We start from the raw sequence: 18,864 nt of genomic DNA, 5'->3' as shown, positions 1-18,864 counted from the left end.
TCTATTTTCTCATTTTAGGGTCAAACGCATCCCGTAAACCATCAGCTAACATGTTAAAACTAACCATCAATGCAACAATAACTATGGCAGGATATGCTAATAAGTAAAACTGATTACGCATGGAGTGGAAGCCATCATTTATCAGTACACCAAGGGACGCTAAGGGCTCCTGAAGCCCTAATCCAATAAAACTTAGAAATGCTTCTGTGAAAATAGCACTAGGAATCGTAAACATCAGATTAATGATAATAATTCCTAAAGTGTTTGGAAGCATATGTCCTAATATAATTCGACTTGTACTTGCTCCCAATGCTCGTGATGCTAACACATATTCCTGAGTCTTTAGTTTATACACTTGCCCCCTTACTAACCTAGCCATGTTCACCCATCCAGTGATAACCATGGCGAGCATAATTGTGATAATACCTGGTTTCATGATCATGATTAGTAAAATAATAATAATTAGATTTGGTATACCGACTAATATTTCAATAATCCTCTGCATTATATTGTCCACTTTTCCGCCTTTCCAGGCAGAAACAGCTCCATATGTAATCCCAATTAAAATGTCAAGCAGCGCAGCAAGTACCGCAATGTATAATGAAACTTTAGTTCCTTCCCATAATCTCGTCCACTGATCTCGTCCAAATTTATCGGTTCCTAACCAATGCTCGTTATTTGGTTGTGAATACACCTTGTCATAGTGAGCTTCATCGTAGGCATATTCATTAACATAAGGACCAACAAATGATAATAGAACAATAGTTAAAATGATAAATAGACCAACAATCGCTGCCTTATTTTTCTTAAGGCGTAGCCATCCATCTTGCCAATTTGACAAAACTGGCTTGCTTATTTTTTCACTCTCTTCTTCTTTTCTGCCTACTACTTTAAACATTTCTTCAGGAAAAACCACTTGTTTTTCAGATTGGTTTGTTTGTTGCATCCCTTACGTCTCCTTCCCATGAACCCGAATGCGTGGATCGATTATTCCATAGAGAATGTCGACAATTAACATAGCTAAAATGAAAAAAGCACTATAAAATAAAGTTAATCCCATAATGGTGGTATAATCATTCATCTTAATAGCATCGACGAATAAACTGCCAATTCCAGGTATACTAAAAATATTTTCAATCACTAATGAACCAGTAAGTAAACTAACCAAAACGGGCCCTAAAATTGTCACAATCGGAATCATTGCATTTCTAATTGCATGTCGGACTAGTACGATCCAATCACCCAAGCCCTTTGCTTGTGCCGTAATAATATAATCTTGTTGTAAGACTTCCAACATCTCATTTCTCATAAACCTTGCAATTTGGGCAACAACCCCTAAAGATAAAGCTATCGTTGGTAAAAGAGAGTGATCATAACTTTCCCAATAAGCTACAGGCAATAACCCCCATTTTAAACCGACATAGAATTGAAGGAAGGCTGCTAGCACAAAGTTAGGAACAGAGACACCGAGCACTGCAATAATCATTGTAAAATAATCCCATGTTGTATTATGTTTAAATGCAGCTACCATTCCCAAAATTATTCCTATGGATAAACCAATGATTACTGCCTGCAATCCAATTAATGTAGATGGACCAATTCTATCCATGATTAAGGAGCTTACTGGCTGTTCCTTATAATAATAAGACAAACCTAAATCCCCCTGAACTATTCCTCCTATATATTTCATATATTGGATATGAATTGGTTCATCAAGTCCATATTTCGCGTAAAATTCCATGCGCAATTCTTCTGATAAATTCATTAATTTTTCTTCATCAAAAGGTGATCCCGGTAATGTCTTCATCAAAAAGAAAGTTAGTGTAGCAATAAGAAATAAGGTTAATAAAATGTTAGTTAATCGAACTAAAATAAACTTCTTCACGGATTCTTCCCTCCTTAAAGATAAGTACTACTTATCTATGTAATATAAAGTAAATTTTTAATCAGTGAGGATTTGCATTCATCCTTCCCTGATTGTTAGTAGTTTAAAAGTATTGTCCTTAAGGCCTCTGAACGCATCTCAGATGCTCCAACTTCTGAAATGGGAACCTATAAATAGTATATTTGTAGGAAAGATGAGGATGTTCTGCCCAAAATGAGTTCCCTATTAGAAGAACAACATTCGTTGAACAGCCTCACCCTCTAATTAATTCAGTATCTACTCATTTACTATCACGTATTTGAGGTCAAGCCTTGCGCCATATGGGTGAGACACAAAGTTATCAATGTTAGGTTTTTGTAAATATGCAGAACCTTGATAGTATAGCGGGCCTAATACAGAATCTTCTTCAAGAAGTATTCTTTCTGCCTTCATTAATAGATCAATACGTTTTTGCTCATCCTTTTCTTCTTTAGCTTGATAAACTAAATTCATATAATCTGGATTATGGTAGTTTCCTCTAAATGGTGCAATGGGATCACCTACCCATAAATCAAGATATGTCATCGCATCGTTATAATCGGCGCCCCATTTTGAGATTGCAAATTGATAATCGTCTTCACGCATCGCATCTAGTCGACCGCTATATGGTTTAGTTACAATAGAAATATCAATATTTAGGTTTTCTTTAATTTGCGACTGAATGAACGTTGCAGCATCTTTTGCAACCGTATCATCAGCTGTTAACACTTCAATTTCTGGAAGCTTACCACCAATTTCATCCAACCCTTTTTCTAAATACTCTTTTGCTTGATCATAATCTGGAGCAATCACTTCCCCGGCAAGTTCACGAAATGATTTATCTCCAACTCCCTGCATTTCTGGTGGGATTAACGAATAGGCCGGTTCAGAACCATTATTAAGAACATTAGTTGCCAAAGTTTCAGGATTATACGCTAGCTGAAATGCCTTACGAATATTTTTGTTATCAAATGGTGCTTTCCCAAGATTGAATTGTAAATACCAAGATGTAAATTCTGTTTCTGTGCTAAACTCTTCGTGATCTTTAAATTCATTTACATCATTAGCAGATAACGTAATTCGATCAAGCTCACCAGATTCATATAAATTCAACTCCGTACTCTTTTCTTTAATGACTTTCATGGAAACTTCATCTACTTTTAGATTGTCCGTATCCCAATAGTGATCATTTCTTTCCATCTTAACGCCCATTGCTTGGTCATATTCAGTAAGAACAAAAGGTCCGTTATATAAAATAGATTCATGATTAAGCCCGAACTCATCGCCAACACTATTAATAAATTTTTCATTTAAAGGAAAATATGTTGCAAATGCTGTAAGACCTAAAAAATACGGAGTAGGTTCATTTAATTCAACAACCAATGTTTTATCATCATTTGCCTTTATAGCAACGTCTTCTTGTTTTCCCTCTCCGTTGGCATATTCTTCCGCTCCTTTAATATAATCTGCAATTATAAATGAATAAGAACCAGAAGTATCGGGATGCAAAGCCCGTAACCAAGAGTAAACAAAATCATGTGCTGTTACAGCCTCTCCGTTGCTCCATTTTATTCCATCTCTTAAATGAAACGTATAGGTTAATTTGTCTTCCGAGATATCTACGCTTTTTGCCATAGCGGGCTGGGGGGCGTCATCCTCATCCAGACGGTATAGACCCTCCATCACATTATTCAAAATATCAAAAGAAATTCCATCTGTCGTTGTTACTTGGTTTAAATCAGGAATATCATTTTCCAAACTTAGGTTTAAAACTTTTTTTCCTTCTCCACCGGCTTTTTTGCTAGAATCTCCATCCGAAGATTCCGAAAAATTACAAGCAGAAAGTAATAAAATGACTAAAACGAAGAAACCAATTTTTTTAAAAATATTTAGTTTCATGCTAATTTTCCTCCTTATTAGTATTTCATTTCTTTAAGCAAAAATCATGCCAACAATAATCGACATATTACGAAAAAATCCTCCTATATAGGTTATTATTTAAGTTGTTATTTGTATATAATCACCCTATAAAAAACCCTGATACAATTCCAGTTAGTAAGTAACGGGCAGGTTTCAATTGGCATATTTTTTGCAGTATTATAGTGACAAAACTATTTCATGGAAGGTAGGAAAAGCTATTGAAAATATGGGAAACATATTTTAACGAAGAAGAGTTTATTCGGGATTTATCTTCTTTACTATCTATTCGTAGTATTATGGACACAAAGAGTAGTAATGAAAAGCAACCGTTTGGAAAAAACGTTCAAGAAGCTCTCCAATTTATGCTGCAACTGGGTGAAAAAGAAGGTTTAACTACATATCAGAATAATGGTTATTACGGTTACATCGAACTTGGTCCCGAAGAAGCTAAAAACTACATCGCTGTGTTATGTCATGTTGACGTTGTACCGGCTTCTGGAACCTGGAGTTATGATCCATTTAATCCTAAAGTAACAAATAATCGTATTTACGGAAGGGGAGCGATTGACGACAAAGGTCCAACTATGGCTTCATGGTACGCATTAAAAATGGTTATAAAATCGAAAGCACCGCTCAAACATAAGATTCGTTTAATTATCGGAACCAATGAAGAAAGTGGCATGAGGTGTATGAAATCATATGTAGAAAATGAACCGGAGGCATTATTTGGCTTTGCACCAGATGCACAATTTCCAATCATTCATGCCGAGAAAGGACAAATTAATATGCAATTAAGCTGCAAACCAAAACACGTTTACAGTGGTGTAAGCTTAGTCTCCTTTAATTCCGGTGAAAGAGGAAATATGGTGCCTGATTCAGCGATAGCTGTCGTACGTGGTCTTTCTCCTACAAGACAATTAGGTGCATTTCAAAGAATGGAGGATCAAGTAAGCATTAACAAAATTGATGCAAATACTTACTCCATTAAAGCTGATGGGGTGTCAGCACATGGAATGGAACCATGTAAGGGTGAAAATGCTGCCTTTACACTAGCAAGTTTACTATTGTCAATCGATGGTTTACAATTCCATCCTTATTTAGCATTTATTCATACTTATTTAAAAAATGACTTCCAAGGTGAAAACCTTGGAATTGACTTTGAAGATTCCATCACTGGAAAATTAACCGTAAATGCAGGAGTTTTTCATTATACAGAAGATCATGGCGGCAAAATTTCCCTAAACATTCGCTGTCCGGTAGAAACATCTTATGATCAAACCTTAAAACAGCTAAAAGCTCTCACTGCACAAAAGGGTTGGATTATCTCTAATATTCGCTTAAAGAAACCACATCATGTTGATTCAGAACATAAAGGAATAAAAGCACTTCAAGATGCCTACAAAGGTATTACTTCAAATGACCCAATATTATTAACTACAGGCGGTGCCACTTATGCGCGATTCTTATCTCACGGGGTTGCCTTCGGTGCTGTTTTTCCAGATAAAGAAAACACTGCTCACCAAGTAGACGAGTATGCTGAAATTAACGATTTAAAGCGAGCTGCTTTTATTTATGCAGAGGCATTAGTACGCTTAGCTAATTTATAAATGACGCTTCATAGTGGACGCTCCCCCCCAACTGATAAGCTAGTACGCTAATAACGTCTCATTTCCATAAGAGCGATAAGGTCGGCTTATATTCCCGCTTATATTTCTTTTTTGTAGTAAGCATCTCAAAAACAGGTTGCTTACTACACTTTACATCTAGATCAAAACAATAAGCTTGGATAATATTTTAATCTAAGTCTATTGTTTATTTGATTGGTCTTTTAACTTTACTTTCCAGAAACTGTAGAAACTGTCTTCCATTTTCATTTATACTCGTTCCTCTTCTCCCTTTACCAACGGTTACTAAGTCCATACTAGATAACACTTCTAATCTATAGCGTAATTTTTGCTCAGATAAGCTTTGATTGTATTCAGAAAGTGATTTTAATAATGTACTACGCCCAACACTAATCCCCCCTAATTGATGTAAAATAGTTAGAATTTGATTACAATCTTGCAAAAAGCCTTTTTCCTTTAAAACATGATAATGTGTTTCCCACTCATCTATGATCAAGGAATCAGTAGTATTTTGCTGTTCCATGATATTCGGTGGTAAAGATTCTGTTTTGATAACATCATCACAAATGTGGGCTAGATATTCGATGGTATTTCTCAATTCCCTTACATTACCTGGCCACTCATATGTGGTCATCACCTCAATTACTTCCTTTGAAAAGTGAAGTGGACCTCGCTGGAGCTTTTCTTCAAATTCTTTAGCAAATAATTCAGATAACAATAAAATGTCTTCTTTTCGTTTTCTTAATGGAATTAATCGGATCGGCAGAATGTTTAATCGATAATATAAATCTTCCCGAAACTTATTCTCTTGGATTAGTTTCTGCAAGTCTTTATTCGTTGCTGCTATTACACGGATATCTATTGGAATGGGTTGACCACCGCCTACTCGTTGGATTTCTCTCTCCTGTAATACTCTCAACAAACGATTTTGTACAACAGCAGAAGCGTCACCAATCTCATCAAGAAATACTGTTCCTTTATGGGCTCTTTCAAAAAGCCCCATATTTCCTGTTTGGCTGGCTCCAGTAAAAGCACCTTTTTCATAACCAAATAATTCACTCTCTACTAAGGACTCTGGTATTGCCGCAAGATTAACGGCGACAAAAGGGTTTTTATTTCTCTCTGAAGTACGATGAATTGCTTGTGCCATTACTTCCTTTCCCGTTCCAGTTTCTCCAGAGATGAAAATAGTTGAATCACTGCGAGCTAGTTTTTCCGCTTTCCTGATTAGTGTCAACATTTCAGATGAGCTTGTTTTTATATCAGCAAATGTGTATTTAGCAATAAATCCTTTTTCCTTTTCATTTTTGTGATACTTCGCTTCAATGCTTTTAATTCGCTCCATTTTGTCAAATAAGATGATCGTTGCAAACACTTTTACTCCAACAAAGACTCTCTTTTTACGAACATAGTAAGTTTCGCCTTCCATATCAATAAAGTTTTCCTTTCCCATTTCTGCCTTCATAAAGGCTTGATAAAAAGTAAAAGGAATTTGGTTCATATTTTCACTGATTAAGTCAGTATAAGATCGATTTAGCTGTTTCATTGCCTGCTTATTAATAGAAATAATTTGATTGTACTTGTCATAAACAATCATCCCCTCTTCTATCTGTTCGACGATTCCCTCTAAACTTTTTTGCAAACCTTGTGATTGGGTAATTTCAAAATTCAACTCTTTAACAAGAGATATGATGGATTGTATATATCTAGCTGATAGTTGATTATTAGAAGCATATGTAGATATATTAAAAAACTCATAGATTTCATATAACGTAGTCATATCTAACAAGCGATTCCCAATATCTATTTTAGTTTTAATAGATGGAGGAACCATCTGGCTTTCCCCTGGAGTAACAGCAATAGTGATGGTGGGGTCTAGTTCCTTTTGTCCATAATATGGGACATAAAAATGTTCAACGCCTGCTTCTAATAAAGTTCGAATTGCTTCTTCAGCAGAGTCCTTCATATTATTAACAACATAAACTCGGGAACCCTTTGGAAGAGACAGCAATGGTTTAATTCTAGCAAAATTAATGAGTCTTTTTGCAATAATACAAGATACATCCTTGTGAAGATAAGATTTGACCATATCAAAAACAGCCTCACTAGTGACTAGTGCAAGCTCAGGCCCATACTTAGGTTGTGATTCCATATCTTTTACAAGTGCGCCTGTTATTTTACAGTGTTTCGTAAATCCAACGTCATTTAATTGACCAACAATTGTTTGAAGTGTTGTAATACGGTGGGCAACCACAAGTAACTCTGGTAAATTCGCCATACGAGTCGCTCCCCTTAATATATAGTGAATCTATTATAACACTAAAGTAGATAATCATTCTGCTAATGCTTTTAAATTTCCCAGAAAAGTCAAGCTAGAACCAACTCCTTCATTCTGATGTCTTATTATTATAACGATTTAAGGTTTTACATATTTGTATTACAAAGAAAAAGTAGCGGACTTGACGTGTTAGGTGGCTTTAAACTATTTATTTTAGAAAAGAGAAGAGTTAGGCATATAGATATACCATGGCAGAAAAATCTTCCTTTATTTTAGAAGTCCCGAAGAGAGCTAATAAAATGAATCTTCGGTTAGCTGAGGTTCATTGATTCCTACTAATTAGTAATAACGTAAATGGTATGACCTAAAGGCTGTCTACGAGATGGACATGGAGGGGAGCTATATCTCCCACTTAGTCTTGCAGGACAGGTTATCCAGCTCTGGAAGGGAAAGTGTTGCTGCATCTTATATACGGGATAAATTGATAAAACTATTTAGTATTGTAAACATCATCGATATTAATTAGAATAGTTATAAACCAAACTCACTATTATTAAAACTAAAATGAGTATTATCATACATCCCGGCTTTTCGATAAAGCTTCTATCAAAAGTATCATAGCTATTATTATTTCTATTGCCTCTCAAAATTAACCGCTCCTTTTAGTTAATACCGTTTTTAAGTCGGCCTTCCTCTTAGCGACGAACCGTTGATGAATTATTATCATAGGGTGCATTTATAAAGCCGCCTACTTGCTGGGCTCATGCGCCGGACGTGACTAGTCGGTTATTTCGTTATCCACAATCACCTTTTTTATCTTACAAAAAAACCTCCCGATTCGCTATCACACGAACAGGGAGGTCGCTATCTATTTCTTACTTATTTAAGTTGTAAAATGCTGTTTTTCCAGCATATACACCCATGCCAGCTAATTCATCTTCAATACGTAGTAATTGATTATATTTAGCTACACGGTCGGTACGAGATGGGGCACCTGTTTTAATTTGACCAGCATTTGTTGCTACAGCAATGTCAGCAATTGTAGCATCTTCTGTTTCACCAGAGCGGTGAGAAATAACAGCTGTGTAACCAGCGCGTTTTGCCATTTCGATTGCTTCAAAGGTTTCAGTTAAAGTACCAATTTGGTTGACTTTAATAAGGATAGAATTACCAATACCTTGCTCAATACCTTTGGATAATTTTTCAGTGTTGGTTACGAACAAGTCATCGCCAACTAATTGAACTTTTTTGCCTAGACGATCAGTTAGAAGCTTGAAGCCATCCCAATCATTTTCGTCAAGTCCATCTTCAATAGAAACGATTGGATATTTACTGATCATATCTTCGTACCAATCCACCATTTCTTCAGATGTACGAACGACACCTTCACCCTTCAGGTTGTACTTGCCATCTTCATAAATTTCAGAAGCAGCTACGTCCATTGCTAGTTTGACTTCTTCACCAGGCTTGTAGCCAGCTGCTTCGATCGCTTCAACAATTGTTTGCAATGCTTCTTCGTTAGATGCAAGGTTTGGAGCAAAGCCACCTTCGTCACCTACAGAAGTGTTATATCCTTTTGATTTCAATACGTTTTTCAAGGCATGGAAAATTTCAGCACCTGTACGAAGTGCTTCTTGGAACGTTTCAGCTCCAACTGGCATAATCATAAATTCTTGAATGTCAACGTTGTTGTCTGCGTGCTCGCCACCATTTAAAATGTTCATCATTGGTGTTGGTAACGTTTTTGCGTTGAAACCGCCAAGGTAGTTATAAAGCGGTACTTCTAAATAACTTGCAGCAGCGTGAGCAACAGCCATCGATACACCTAGGATAGCATTAGCGCCTAATTTTCCTTTATTGTCTGTTCCGTCTAGTTCAATCATTAACGCATCGATGATGTTTTGACGTGTTACATCAATTCCTAATAGTTCAGGTGCAATCACTTCGTTCACATTTTGAACTGCTTTCAAAACACCTTTACCTAGGTAGCGGCTTTTGTCGCCGTCACGCAATTCTACTGCTTCATATTCTCCAGTGGAAGCACCACTTGGAACTAATGCAGAACCAAAAGCACCTGATTCTGTAAATACTTCTACTTCAACGGTTGGGTTACCGCGAGAGTCTAATACTTCACGAGCGTAAACATCTGTAATATATGGCATTCAAATCGTCTCCTTTTTTCAAAAACGTTGAGTTATTTTTTTATTAATGACTGGCCCGTCATTTCTTTCGGTTGTTCAATATTTAAGAGGTCAAGCAACGTTGGGGCTAAATCTGCTAAAATGCCGCCATTACGTAAACTAATATCATCTTTTGTTACAATAACAGGAACTGGATTCGTTGTATGAGCTGTCATTGGGTTTCCTTCTAAAGTAATGACCTCATCTGAATTACCATGGTCTGCAGTAATGATCGCATGACCACCAAGTTCGATAATTTTATCGACGATTTTTCCTAAGCATTCATCCACTGCTTCGATTGCCTTTATCGTTGGCTCCAATTTACCAGAATGTCCAACCATATCTGGATTGGCGAAATTGAGGATAATCGCGTTACGATCCCCAGATTCAAGTTCCTTTAGCAACGCGTCCGTCACTTCATAAGCACTCATCTCTGGTTTTAAATCGTACGTCGCTACCTTTGGTGAATCAATTAAGATTCGTTTTTCACCTGGAAATTCCGCTTCACGCCCACCACTCATAAAGTACGTTACGTGAGGATATTTCTCTGTTTCAGCAATTCGTAACTGTTTCATATCATGCTGTGCCAAAACTTCTCCAACTGTATTATCTAAATTAACCGGCTCATAAGCAACATAGCCGTTTACCGTTTCGCTAAAGTTAGTTAGCATAACAAAGTCTAAGTTTTTTGGAACTTTCTCCCCACGGTCAAAGTCATGAAAATCTTCATTGGCAAATGTGCGTGAGATTTGAATGGCGCGATCTGGACGGAAGTTGTAAAAGATAATTGAATCTCCGTCTTCCACAGTTCCAACTGGGTCCCCAGCTTCATTCGTAATAACCGATGGGATGACGAACTCATCATAGATTTCACTAGCATAGGATTCATCTATAACGGCAAACGGATCGGCATATTTTGGTCCTTCTCCGTATACCATAGCATCATATGCCTTTTTTACACGATCCCAACGCTTGTCCCGATCCATGGAATAATAACGTCCGGAAATTGTTGCAATTTGACCAACTCCGTACTCCGCTATCTTATCCTGTGTTTGTTGGATATAGGTTTTAGCTGTTTGTGGACCAACATCTCGCCCGTCTAGAAACGCATGAATGTACACTTTTTCTAAGCCTTGTTCTTTCGCAAGCTTCAATAGCGCAAATAAGTGATTGATGTGACTGTGTACACCACCATCTGAAAGTAAGCCAAAAATGTGTAGAGCTTTATCATTATTTTTTGCATGTTGCATCGATTTTATAAACGCTTCTTTTTCAAAGAATTCGCCTTTTTCAATCGATAAGTTAACGCGTGTTAGGCTTTGATACACAATTCTACCAGCGCCAATATTCAAGTGGCCGACTTCAGAATTACCCATCTGTCCTTCTGGCAAGCCAACAGCTTCACCACAGGCTGTTAGCTGGCTATGAGCATACTGATTCCAATAGCGGTCAAAATTCGGTTTGTTGGCCTGTTTCACTGCATTACCTTTGACTTCATCACGAATCGCAAAGCCGTCTAAGATGATTAATGCCGCTAATTTATTTTGTTTCATTTTGTACCTGCCTCCACTAATTGCAAGAATGAACCCGGTTCAAGGCTAGCCCCACCAACTAAAGCACCATCAATATCGGATTGTGCCAATAGTTCTTCTACGTTTGCAGGCTTGACACTACCACCGTACTGAATAATAACCTTGTCTGCAGTTTCTTTAGATGTAAGCTTTGCAATAACTTCACGGATATGCGTACAAACTTCATTTGCTTGTTCGCTAGTCGCTGTTTTTCCAGTACCAATTGCCCAAATAGGCTCATAGGCAACAATAGTATTGGCAACTTGCTCTTCGCTTAACCCTTCTAGAGCTTTCGTAACTTGCATTTCCACATGACCCATCGTTTCATTTGCTTCACGCTGTTCTAACGTTTCGCCAACACAGACAATAGGTGTTAGTTGGTGCTTAAATGCAGCATGCACTTTCTTATTCACTGTTTCATCTGTTTCATTATAATATTCCCTACGCTCAGAATGTCCTAATACCACGTAGGTAACACCTAAATCTGCAAGCATTTCCGGGCTTACTTCGCCTGTATATGCACCACTTTCTTCATAATGCATGGTTTGGGCAGCGACTTCCAATTTCGTATCTTTTGTCTTTTCCACAAGCTGAGCTAAGAAAGGGAATGGGGCACAAACGATCGCCTCTACCTTTTCTGACTGAGGTAGCTTTGTTTTCACCTCGTCAACAAACTGATTCGCATCGTTTGCAAGCTTGTTCATTTTCCAGTTTCCAGCAATTACTTTTTTGCGCATCGTCTCACCTCATACCATTTTATTTATCTGTTAATGCAGCAACACCTGGAAGAACTTTACCTTCCATAAATTCTAAAGATGCTCCTCCACCAGTAGATACATGATCCATTTTAACACTTAGACCAAATTTTTCCACAGCGGCAGCAGAATCTCCACCACCGATTACGGTATATCCTGCTGTTTTTGCTAACGCATCGGCAACTGCCTTTGTTCCATTAGCAAAAGCATCCATTTCAAAAACACCCATTGGACCATTCCAAATAATCAATTTAGAGTTTGCGACAATCTCTGCATATTTCTTAGCTGTTTTTGGACCAATATCTAACGCTTGCCAATCAGCTGGAATTTGGTCAATGTCGACTTCTTTTTTATTTGCATCTTCAGCAAATTTGTCTGCTACAACGGCATCAATTGGAAGCACAAAGTCGACACCCTTATCTTTTGCTTTTTGCATAAATTGTTTAGCAAGCTCCAGTTTATCTTCTTCTAATAATGAGTTACCAATTTCATATCCTTGCGCTTTAACAAATGTGTAAGCTAAACCGCCACCGATGATAAGATGATCAACTTTTTCAAGGAGATTATCAATAACGTCAATTTTATCTTTTACTTTTGCTCCACCAATAATAGCAGTAAATGGACGCTTTGGATTTTCTAATGCTTGACCTAAAACAGATAGTTCCTTTTCCATTAAAAATCCAGCAGCAGAAGGAAGCTTCTCTGCCACACCAGTTGTTGAAGCATGAGCTCGGTGAGCTGCACCGAATGCATCATTTACATAAACATCCGCCAGATCAGCAAATGCTTGTGACAATGCTTCATCATTCTTTTCTTCACCAGCTTCAAAGCGGACGTTTTCAATTAAAACGATATCACCTTCGCCTACTTTGGCAATTGCTTCACGAACTTCTTCACCATAAACTGCATCTGTTTTTACGACTTCTTTACCAATTAAATCGCTTAATCGTTTTGCTACAGGATCTAGGCGTAATTCTTCTACAACCTTTCCTTTAGGACGACCAAGATGACTTGCTAAAATGATAATCGCACCTTGATTAGATAAATATTCAATGGTAGGTAAGGCAGCTCTGATTCTTGTATCATCTGTTACCTCGCCATCTTTCATTGGTACGTTAAAATCGACGCGGCAAAAAACTTTTTTTCCTTTAACATCAAGGTCTTTTACTGACATTTTATTCATGTTCTTCTGCCTCCTATATTCAGGATATGTAATTATCCCAACATAACGAATGATAGCTACCAAGAAATGAAACATTCTAAAGAGGTAGTTCTTGCTTGTTGCTTCACTCTTAGATTAGCAAAAAAATTTCTTTCATGCCAAGTCATAAGCTGAAGGGACATTGCTTGTTCTTTTGCCGATAAGGCAGAACTAGTTAGAAAATCTCTAGATAAGTTCTAACTCGCCTAGCCCTAACATACATTATACTAGATCCCCTTTCTTCGATCAGCAGCTTATGAAATGCATTAAACTCCTTAATAACAAGGAAAAAGGAGGAGGATTATTCATGCTCCTCCCCCACTATTTTTTCTTATAGTCCTTTGTTGTTCATTAGTACGGCTAAATCAACACAGCGTGCAGAATAACCCATTTCATTATCGTACCAAGAAATAACTTTTACCAGGTTATCTTCTAAAACAATTGTAGATAAGCCATCTACAATAGAAGAGTGCTGGTTACCTAAAATATCTGAAGACACAAGTGGTGCTTCACTGTATTCAAGGATACCTTTTAATTCACCTTCCGCAGCTTCTTTTAATGCAGCATTGATTTCTTCTGCAGTTACATTTTTCTCTAATTCAGCAACAAGGTCTACTAAAGAACCGTCTGGAGTAGGAACACGTACTGCGCCACCATTTAACTTGCCATTTAATTCTGGTAAAACTTTTCCTACTGCTTTAGCAGCACCAGTTGTTGTCGGGATAATGTTTTGTGCTGCTGCACGAGCACGACGATAATCTTTATGTGGCAAATCAAGGATTTGCTGATCATTTGTATAAGAGTGAATTGTAGTCATTAGACCGCGTTTAATACCAAAGTTATCATGTAAAACCTTAGCATATGGTGCTAAACAGTTTGTCGTACAAGAAGCATTAGATACAACATGATGTTTTGCTGGATCATATTCTTTATCGTTAACACCCATTACTACTGTTAAGTCTTCATTTTTACCAGGTGCAGAAATAATTACCTTTTTCGCACCAGCGTCAATATGCTTTTGGGCATCTTCTCTATTTGTAAAGCGTCCTGTAGATTCCATTACAATCTCTACACCAAGTTTGTCCCAGCCTAATTGAGCAGGATCTCTTTCAGACATTACTTTGATTTCTTTTCCACCAACAACAATATTTGAACCATTTACAGAAACCTCTTCTTCCAAAATACCATGGATAGAGTCATACTTTAATAAATGAGCTAGCATATTAGCATCGGTTAAGTCATTGATTGCAACTACCTCTACATCATCATTTTGTAGAGCAAGGCGAAATACAAGACGTCCTATTCTACCAAAACCATTAATTCCTACTTTTACTGCCATTATAATTCCTCCTAAAAATGAATTAATAATTTATATTTAAAGGGAGGATGTTCCCCTTAAAATCTCTTCTGCGGCTGCTTCATCGGTGATTAGCAGCTCTGTTTTTGCTCGCTTAAAATACGAAGCAATTGCTTGCGCTTTAGAGCGCCCACCTGCAATGGTAATAACATAAGGGATTTGCTTTAAATCTTCCAGCTGTATGCCAACTGTACGCACCTTATGTACAACATTACCCTTTTTGTCGAAATAATAACCAAAAGCTTCGCTTACCGCCTGATGCTCGCGCAATTTTTCCACAATATCCTCTGGTGTTTTTCTCCGATACGCCATTGTGAGCGCATCGCCAATTCCATGCATCACAACCGTTGCCGTTTTTATCTGCAATAATGTTTCATTCACGCTTGGCTCCTGGATGATCATTTGATAAGCTGATTCGCTTAATGGATCAGGAACATATAACAAGCGATAATCGCCATGTGCTTTGCGGGCCATTTCAGCTGCAATCGTATTAGCCTGGTTTTCTACCTTTTCACCAATACCGCCTCGAGCCGGCACAAAAAGCGCATTATTGCTCTGTTCAAATGGCGTCATCATAGCTGCTATAGCAGCCATTGTGGTTCCACCAGTTACAGCAATCGTTGGTTGTTCACCTATCATGGTTTTTAAGCTTGCCACACACGCCTTTCCCATTTCCTGTTTAACCCATTCATGCTCATCGCTATTTCCAGGGACAACGATAACGTTACGGATGGATAACGCATCCTTTAGTTTGTTTTCTAACGCACGTAAGTCCATTATTTCACTCATAAATGCACCTAACTGTTCCAGAATTAATTTACCCTCTTTTGTAATAAACATACCTTTCGCAGTTATTTGAATTAAATCTTGTGCCTGCAAAAGTTCGATTTCTCCTCGTACAGTTCGTTCGGTCACATTTGTGTTTTCAGCTAGTCCCCTTCTACCTATTGGCTCTAACAGATCAATGGTGCGCAGCATCGCATAGCGCCGTTGCATTACTCCCAGCATATCAGGTAGTAATCTTTTTTGTAGTTGAATTAAATTTCTCATTCTAAGGACTCCTTCACCTGGACCTTTGAAGTCCCGGGTGGATATATTACGTCCCGGAAGCTGCAAAAAAAATTTTTCCTTGCTTTATGTTATCTTGCTTACATGTATATTATACCAAATTTATTTAATTACACAACCAATATAATGTTAAAATTATGTGAAGCGGATTGGAAGCACATTAGACATACGTAAACATACGTAAATAATCATGCTGCCAATAGCATTTTTATGCCAACGATTATGGATTCATAAGATAATCATAAGTTTATGCTTTTTGTTAGTATTCTCTTTATTAATGTTTACAGCATTGCGTTGTTTGGCAGGTCTATATTCTCATAGTTTTTGAATGTCTCCATTATGTTATCTAGTGAAAATCAGCTCAGATTTTCTAACATTTTCAAAAAAACAACTAACCTTATTACTTTTTTGAAAAACAATGAAGTTAGATAGCCACATTTATCAAATTATTTCTTTATAACTGTTTGTTATTACAAGGGCGAAAACGTTTTAAGTGACATTTTCAGTTCCTGAAAAGTTGCTTGTTTTTTTATGAGCTAATTACGTATTCTTAAAAATTGCTATAAGACAGCGCTCCACACTTACAACATTCTAGTTTTGCTACTTCACAACCTTATCTTCCAACTTCACGTCTTAAATGCAGACTAGCCCCCCTTGCTTTTACTTACGCGCATATTGCTCCAGAAATTTTTTCAATGTTTCCCAATTTAGCTGGGAGGCGTCTAGCATTTCGTCATTCACTTGAATGCAGGGGATTATTAATTGATATTGTTCCAACCATTGGTCATCGGTGTATATATCACGTTCTTCCACTTGTAGCCCGTATTCATTTTGAAACATTTCCAGCATCCATTTTGCCTCATCACATAGGGGACAGGCAGTTTTTGTATAAAAATATACCGTTGTCAAACTATCCCTCCTTTCTTTTCGTTGATGATGGTATTTGCATTTGTTCTCTGTATTTCATGACCGTACGTCTTGCAATTTTAATATCATAATGATCCGCTAATAATCTCCGTATTTTTTCATCAGAAAAAGGCTTGCACTTATCTTCACTATCTATAAGATCGACGATAAATTTTTTAATAGCAGATGCAGCAGCCTTTGTACCATTGGTTTGTTTGATTCCAGTTTGTAAAAAGAAATTCAATGGTAAAATTCCAGTTGGCGTTTGTACGTACTTTTGGGCGATGGCGCGGCTTATCGTTGACACATGGAGTTCCAATTCGTCTGCAATATCCTTTAATGTTAACGATTGCAGCATTTGGACGCCATGTTCAAAAAACAAGGATTGCTTTTCAATGATACATTGTATAACACGTTCTAACGTGTTACTCCGATATGCAATTGCTTTTTTCACCATTTCTATCTGTGTCTGTTTTTCCTTAATGTATTTTTCCGTTTCCTTGCCAACCCCCTCCATATGATAATAATCATCATTAATAGTTAGCTTAGGCGCACTCCAAGAATAAAATGATAAATGCCATTTTCCGTTCTCTTTATAAATAGAAGCTTCGGGAATAATATAATGGTCTATTTTCGTATCTAGCAAATGTCCCGGTTTTGGGTGACATGTTTTAATTTGGTCAAACAATTCTTTCACATATACAGGACTTTTTTCATAATGGGCCTCTACCGCCTCCACATCTTCTTCAGCTACCCATTCTAAATGATGGTTCAATAAATCGTTTACAAATGGAACTTCTTCAGACGAAATATTTAATTGTAAAACGATACATTCGCTTAAGGTCCTTGCTCCTATACCAGCTGGTTCCAAAGATTGGATGAGCTTTAACGCTTGCTCCACCTTGCTCACAGTAGTCTGACACTGTTCAGCCCATAGTTCCAGATCGATATCCAGGTAACCGCTTTCATTGATGGAATCAATACCAAATAAAACAATCGGTCTCATATCCTCTGGTATGTGTAGCGTATATAACTGATTCTTTAAATGATCATACATACTTAATTCGTTTGCATTTATTTCTCCTGGAGCTATTGTATGATCTGTAGAAGATCGATATGGAATATTCGCATCATCATAGTTTATCTCTTCAATGAGCGGGTTTTCTTTTTCTAGTTCTTTTAAATAATCGACTAGCTCTGTACTGGAAAATTGCAATATTTGAATAGACTGCATCAAGGATTGATTCATTTTCCATTGTAACACTTGCTCATTAACAAGCTGTAACTTCATGACTATCTCCTACTTCCTTCCCTTTCTTATATTTTGCCATAAAAACGAATTTCCTTCTAGAGAATGTTACGAACAAAGGCGCAGAGCACCCGTTTAGCAACGTAGCAACTGGAGCGAAGCAACTGATATAAAGGAATCACGGTGAGGTAACGAACCGATAATGACTTATCGTAGGGCGACTCGTAAAGTCGCCTAGTTGCTGGGCTCATGCGCCGGACGTGGCTATTCCATTAAGTCTGTATCCCAAAAGCAACAATTTTGTCGAGTAGGAGGGCACCTTTCCTTTAGGATTGCGTTCCTCCCCCCTCACAGAACCGAGCGAGTGGTAATACCGCACTCGGCTCTACTCCGTTACCTTTAAAAAAACGATAACGGAGTGGCTAACCTTTCCTCCACCAGCATTACCCGGCTTCTTTGGAACTACGTTGCCATCCGACTTCCTATCGTGCTTTTGGCTTCCTTGCTTTCTTATCATTGTCCGCGATACTCTCTGGTTCCCTAGAAAGACACCATAGAATCTCCCGAGTTTCCATATTCTAACGTTGTCTAGCTTGCCAAGGTCTCAGACCCCGAGGAAATCTATTTCATCTCGCCTTTTTTCGATTCATAGATATTGCTTTCTGAGAGCATAACATTATCAGCTTTCCTATTTACAGTTTTAGGGACTCCATCCCTTCAGCGTTTTCGTTTTCGGTCCACTAGCTTGCTGTCTACGCTTAAAGATAGCAATTGCCTTCTCCCCCCCTAGGTGCTGTTAACTTAGACTTGTCGCAGTACCAAATATCCTACTCCCGAAGCCGGACTTACAG

Annotated in this window: 13 protein-coding genes; 1 reads left to right on the top strand and 12 read right to left on the bottom strand. The window is 37.6% G+C overall.

From position 1 onward, the window contains the following. Position 1 precedes the first annotated feature (1 nt). The 3 genes from D1839_RS09270 to D1839_RS09260 form a co-directional block, all read right to left on the bottom strand. Entirely contained in the window at positions 2-946 is a 945-nt protein-coding gene (locus D1839_RS09270) for an ABC transporter permease (RefSeq protein WP_120379612.1), read from the bottom strand. Positions 947-949: 3 nt separating this feature from the next. Continuing rightward, a complete protein-coding gene (locus tag D1839_RS09265; RefSeq protein ID WP_286164758.1) occupies positions 950-1,885 on the bottom strand; it encodes an ABC transporter permease in 936 nt (311 codons plus the stop codon). A gap of 276 nt (positions 1,886-2,161) precedes the next feature. Further along, complete coding sequence (locus D1839_RS09260) at positions 2,162-3,802, bottom strand: peptide ABC transporter substrate-binding protein (protein WP_120379611.1); 1,641 nt, start codon at positions 3,800-3,802, stop codon at positions 2,162-2,164. A gap of 239 nt (positions 3,803-4,041) precedes the next feature. On the opposite strand from D1839_RS09260, the gene pepV reads away from it, so the two are divergent. Further along, positions 4,042-5,430, top strand: a complete 1,389-nt coding sequence (gene pepV, locus D1839_RS09255) for a dipeptidase PepV (RefSeq protein ID WP_120379610.1) — start codon at positions 4,042-4,044, stop codon at positions 5,428-5,430. Between the two features lie 205 nt (positions 5,431-5,635). On the opposite strand, the gene D1839_RS09250 is transcribed toward pepV, so the two are convergent. The 9 genes from D1839_RS09250 to rpoN all read right to left on the bottom strand — a co-directional run bounded on the left by D1839_RS09250 (position 5,636) and on the right by rpoN (position 18,055). Continuing rightward, positions 5,636-7,726 (bottom strand): sigma-54 interaction domain-containing protein, encoded by a 2,091-nt coding sequence (locus D1839_RS09250; RefSeq protein ID WP_120379609.1) that lies wholly within the window; start codon positions 7,724-7,726, stop codon positions 5,636-5,638. 875 nt (positions 7,727-8,601) lie between these two features. Then, complete coding sequence (eno, locus tag D1839_RS09245; protein WP_120379608.1) at positions 8,602-9,888, bottom strand: phosphopyruvate hydratase; 1,287 nt, start codon at positions 9,886-9,888, stop codon at positions 8,602-8,604. Between the two features lie 32 nt (positions 9,889-9,920). After that, on the bottom strand, positions 9,921-11,459 hold the full coding sequence (gpmI, locus tag D1839_RS09240; RefSeq protein ID WP_120379607.1) for a 2,3-bisphosphoglycerate-independent phosphoglycerate mutase: 1,539 nt from the start codon (positions 11,457-11,459) through the stop codon (positions 9,921-9,923). Continuing rightward, on the bottom strand, positions 11,456-12,214 hold the full coding sequence (tpiA, locus tag D1839_RS09235; protein WP_120379606.1) for a triose-phosphate isomerase: 759 nt from the start codon (positions 12,212-12,214) through the stop codon (positions 11,456-11,458). Before tpiA ends, gpmI begins: the two co-directional genes overlap by 4 nt. 19 nt (positions 12,215-12,233) lie before the next feature. Further along, entirely contained in the window at positions 12,234-13,415 is a 1,182-nt protein-coding gene (locus tag D1839_RS09230) for a phosphoglycerate kinase (RefSeq protein WP_120379605.1), read from the bottom strand. 349 nt (positions 13,416-13,764) lie between these two features. Further along, positions 13,765-14,772: a type I glyceraldehyde-3-phosphate dehydrogenase gene (gene gap, locus D1839_RS09225; RefSeq protein WP_050352367.1), complete on the bottom strand. Its 1,008-nt coding sequence runs from the start codon at positions 14,770-14,772 to the stop codon at positions 13,765-13,767. Positions 14,773-14,808: 36 nt separating this feature from the next. Beyond that, positions 14,809-15,840, bottom strand: coding sequence for a sugar-binding transcriptional regulator (locus tag D1839_RS09220; RefSeq protein ID WP_120379604.1), 1,032 nt, complete (start codon positions 15,838-15,840; stop codon positions 14,809-14,811). A 678-nt stretch (positions 15,841-16,518) separates the two neighbouring features. Beyond that, positions 16,519-16,767, bottom strand: coding sequence for a glutaredoxin family protein (locus D1839_RS09215; RefSeq protein ID WP_120379603.1), 249 nt, complete (start codon positions 16,765-16,767; stop codon positions 16,519-16,521). 1 nt (position 16,768) lies between these two features. Continuing rightward, positions 16,769-18,055 carry an RNA polymerase factor sigma-54 gene (gene rpoN / locus D1839_RS09210; protein ID WP_120379602.1) on the bottom strand — a complete coding sequence of 429 codons (1,287 nt, stop codon included), beginning with the start codon at positions 18,053-18,055 and terminating at the stop codon, positions 16,769-16,771. Between the last annotated feature and the right edge of the window lie 809 nt (positions 18,056-18,864).

Origin of the sequence: Roseburia sp. 1XD42-34 (assembly GCF_009917385.1) — a bacterium.
Classification (GTDB): domain Bacteria; phylum Bacillota; class Bacilli; order Bacillales; family Amphibacillaceae; genus Virgibacillus.
The sequence above is the reverse complement of the archived record's forward strand: the minus strand, read 5'-3'. Positions and strand labels throughout refer to the sequence as shown.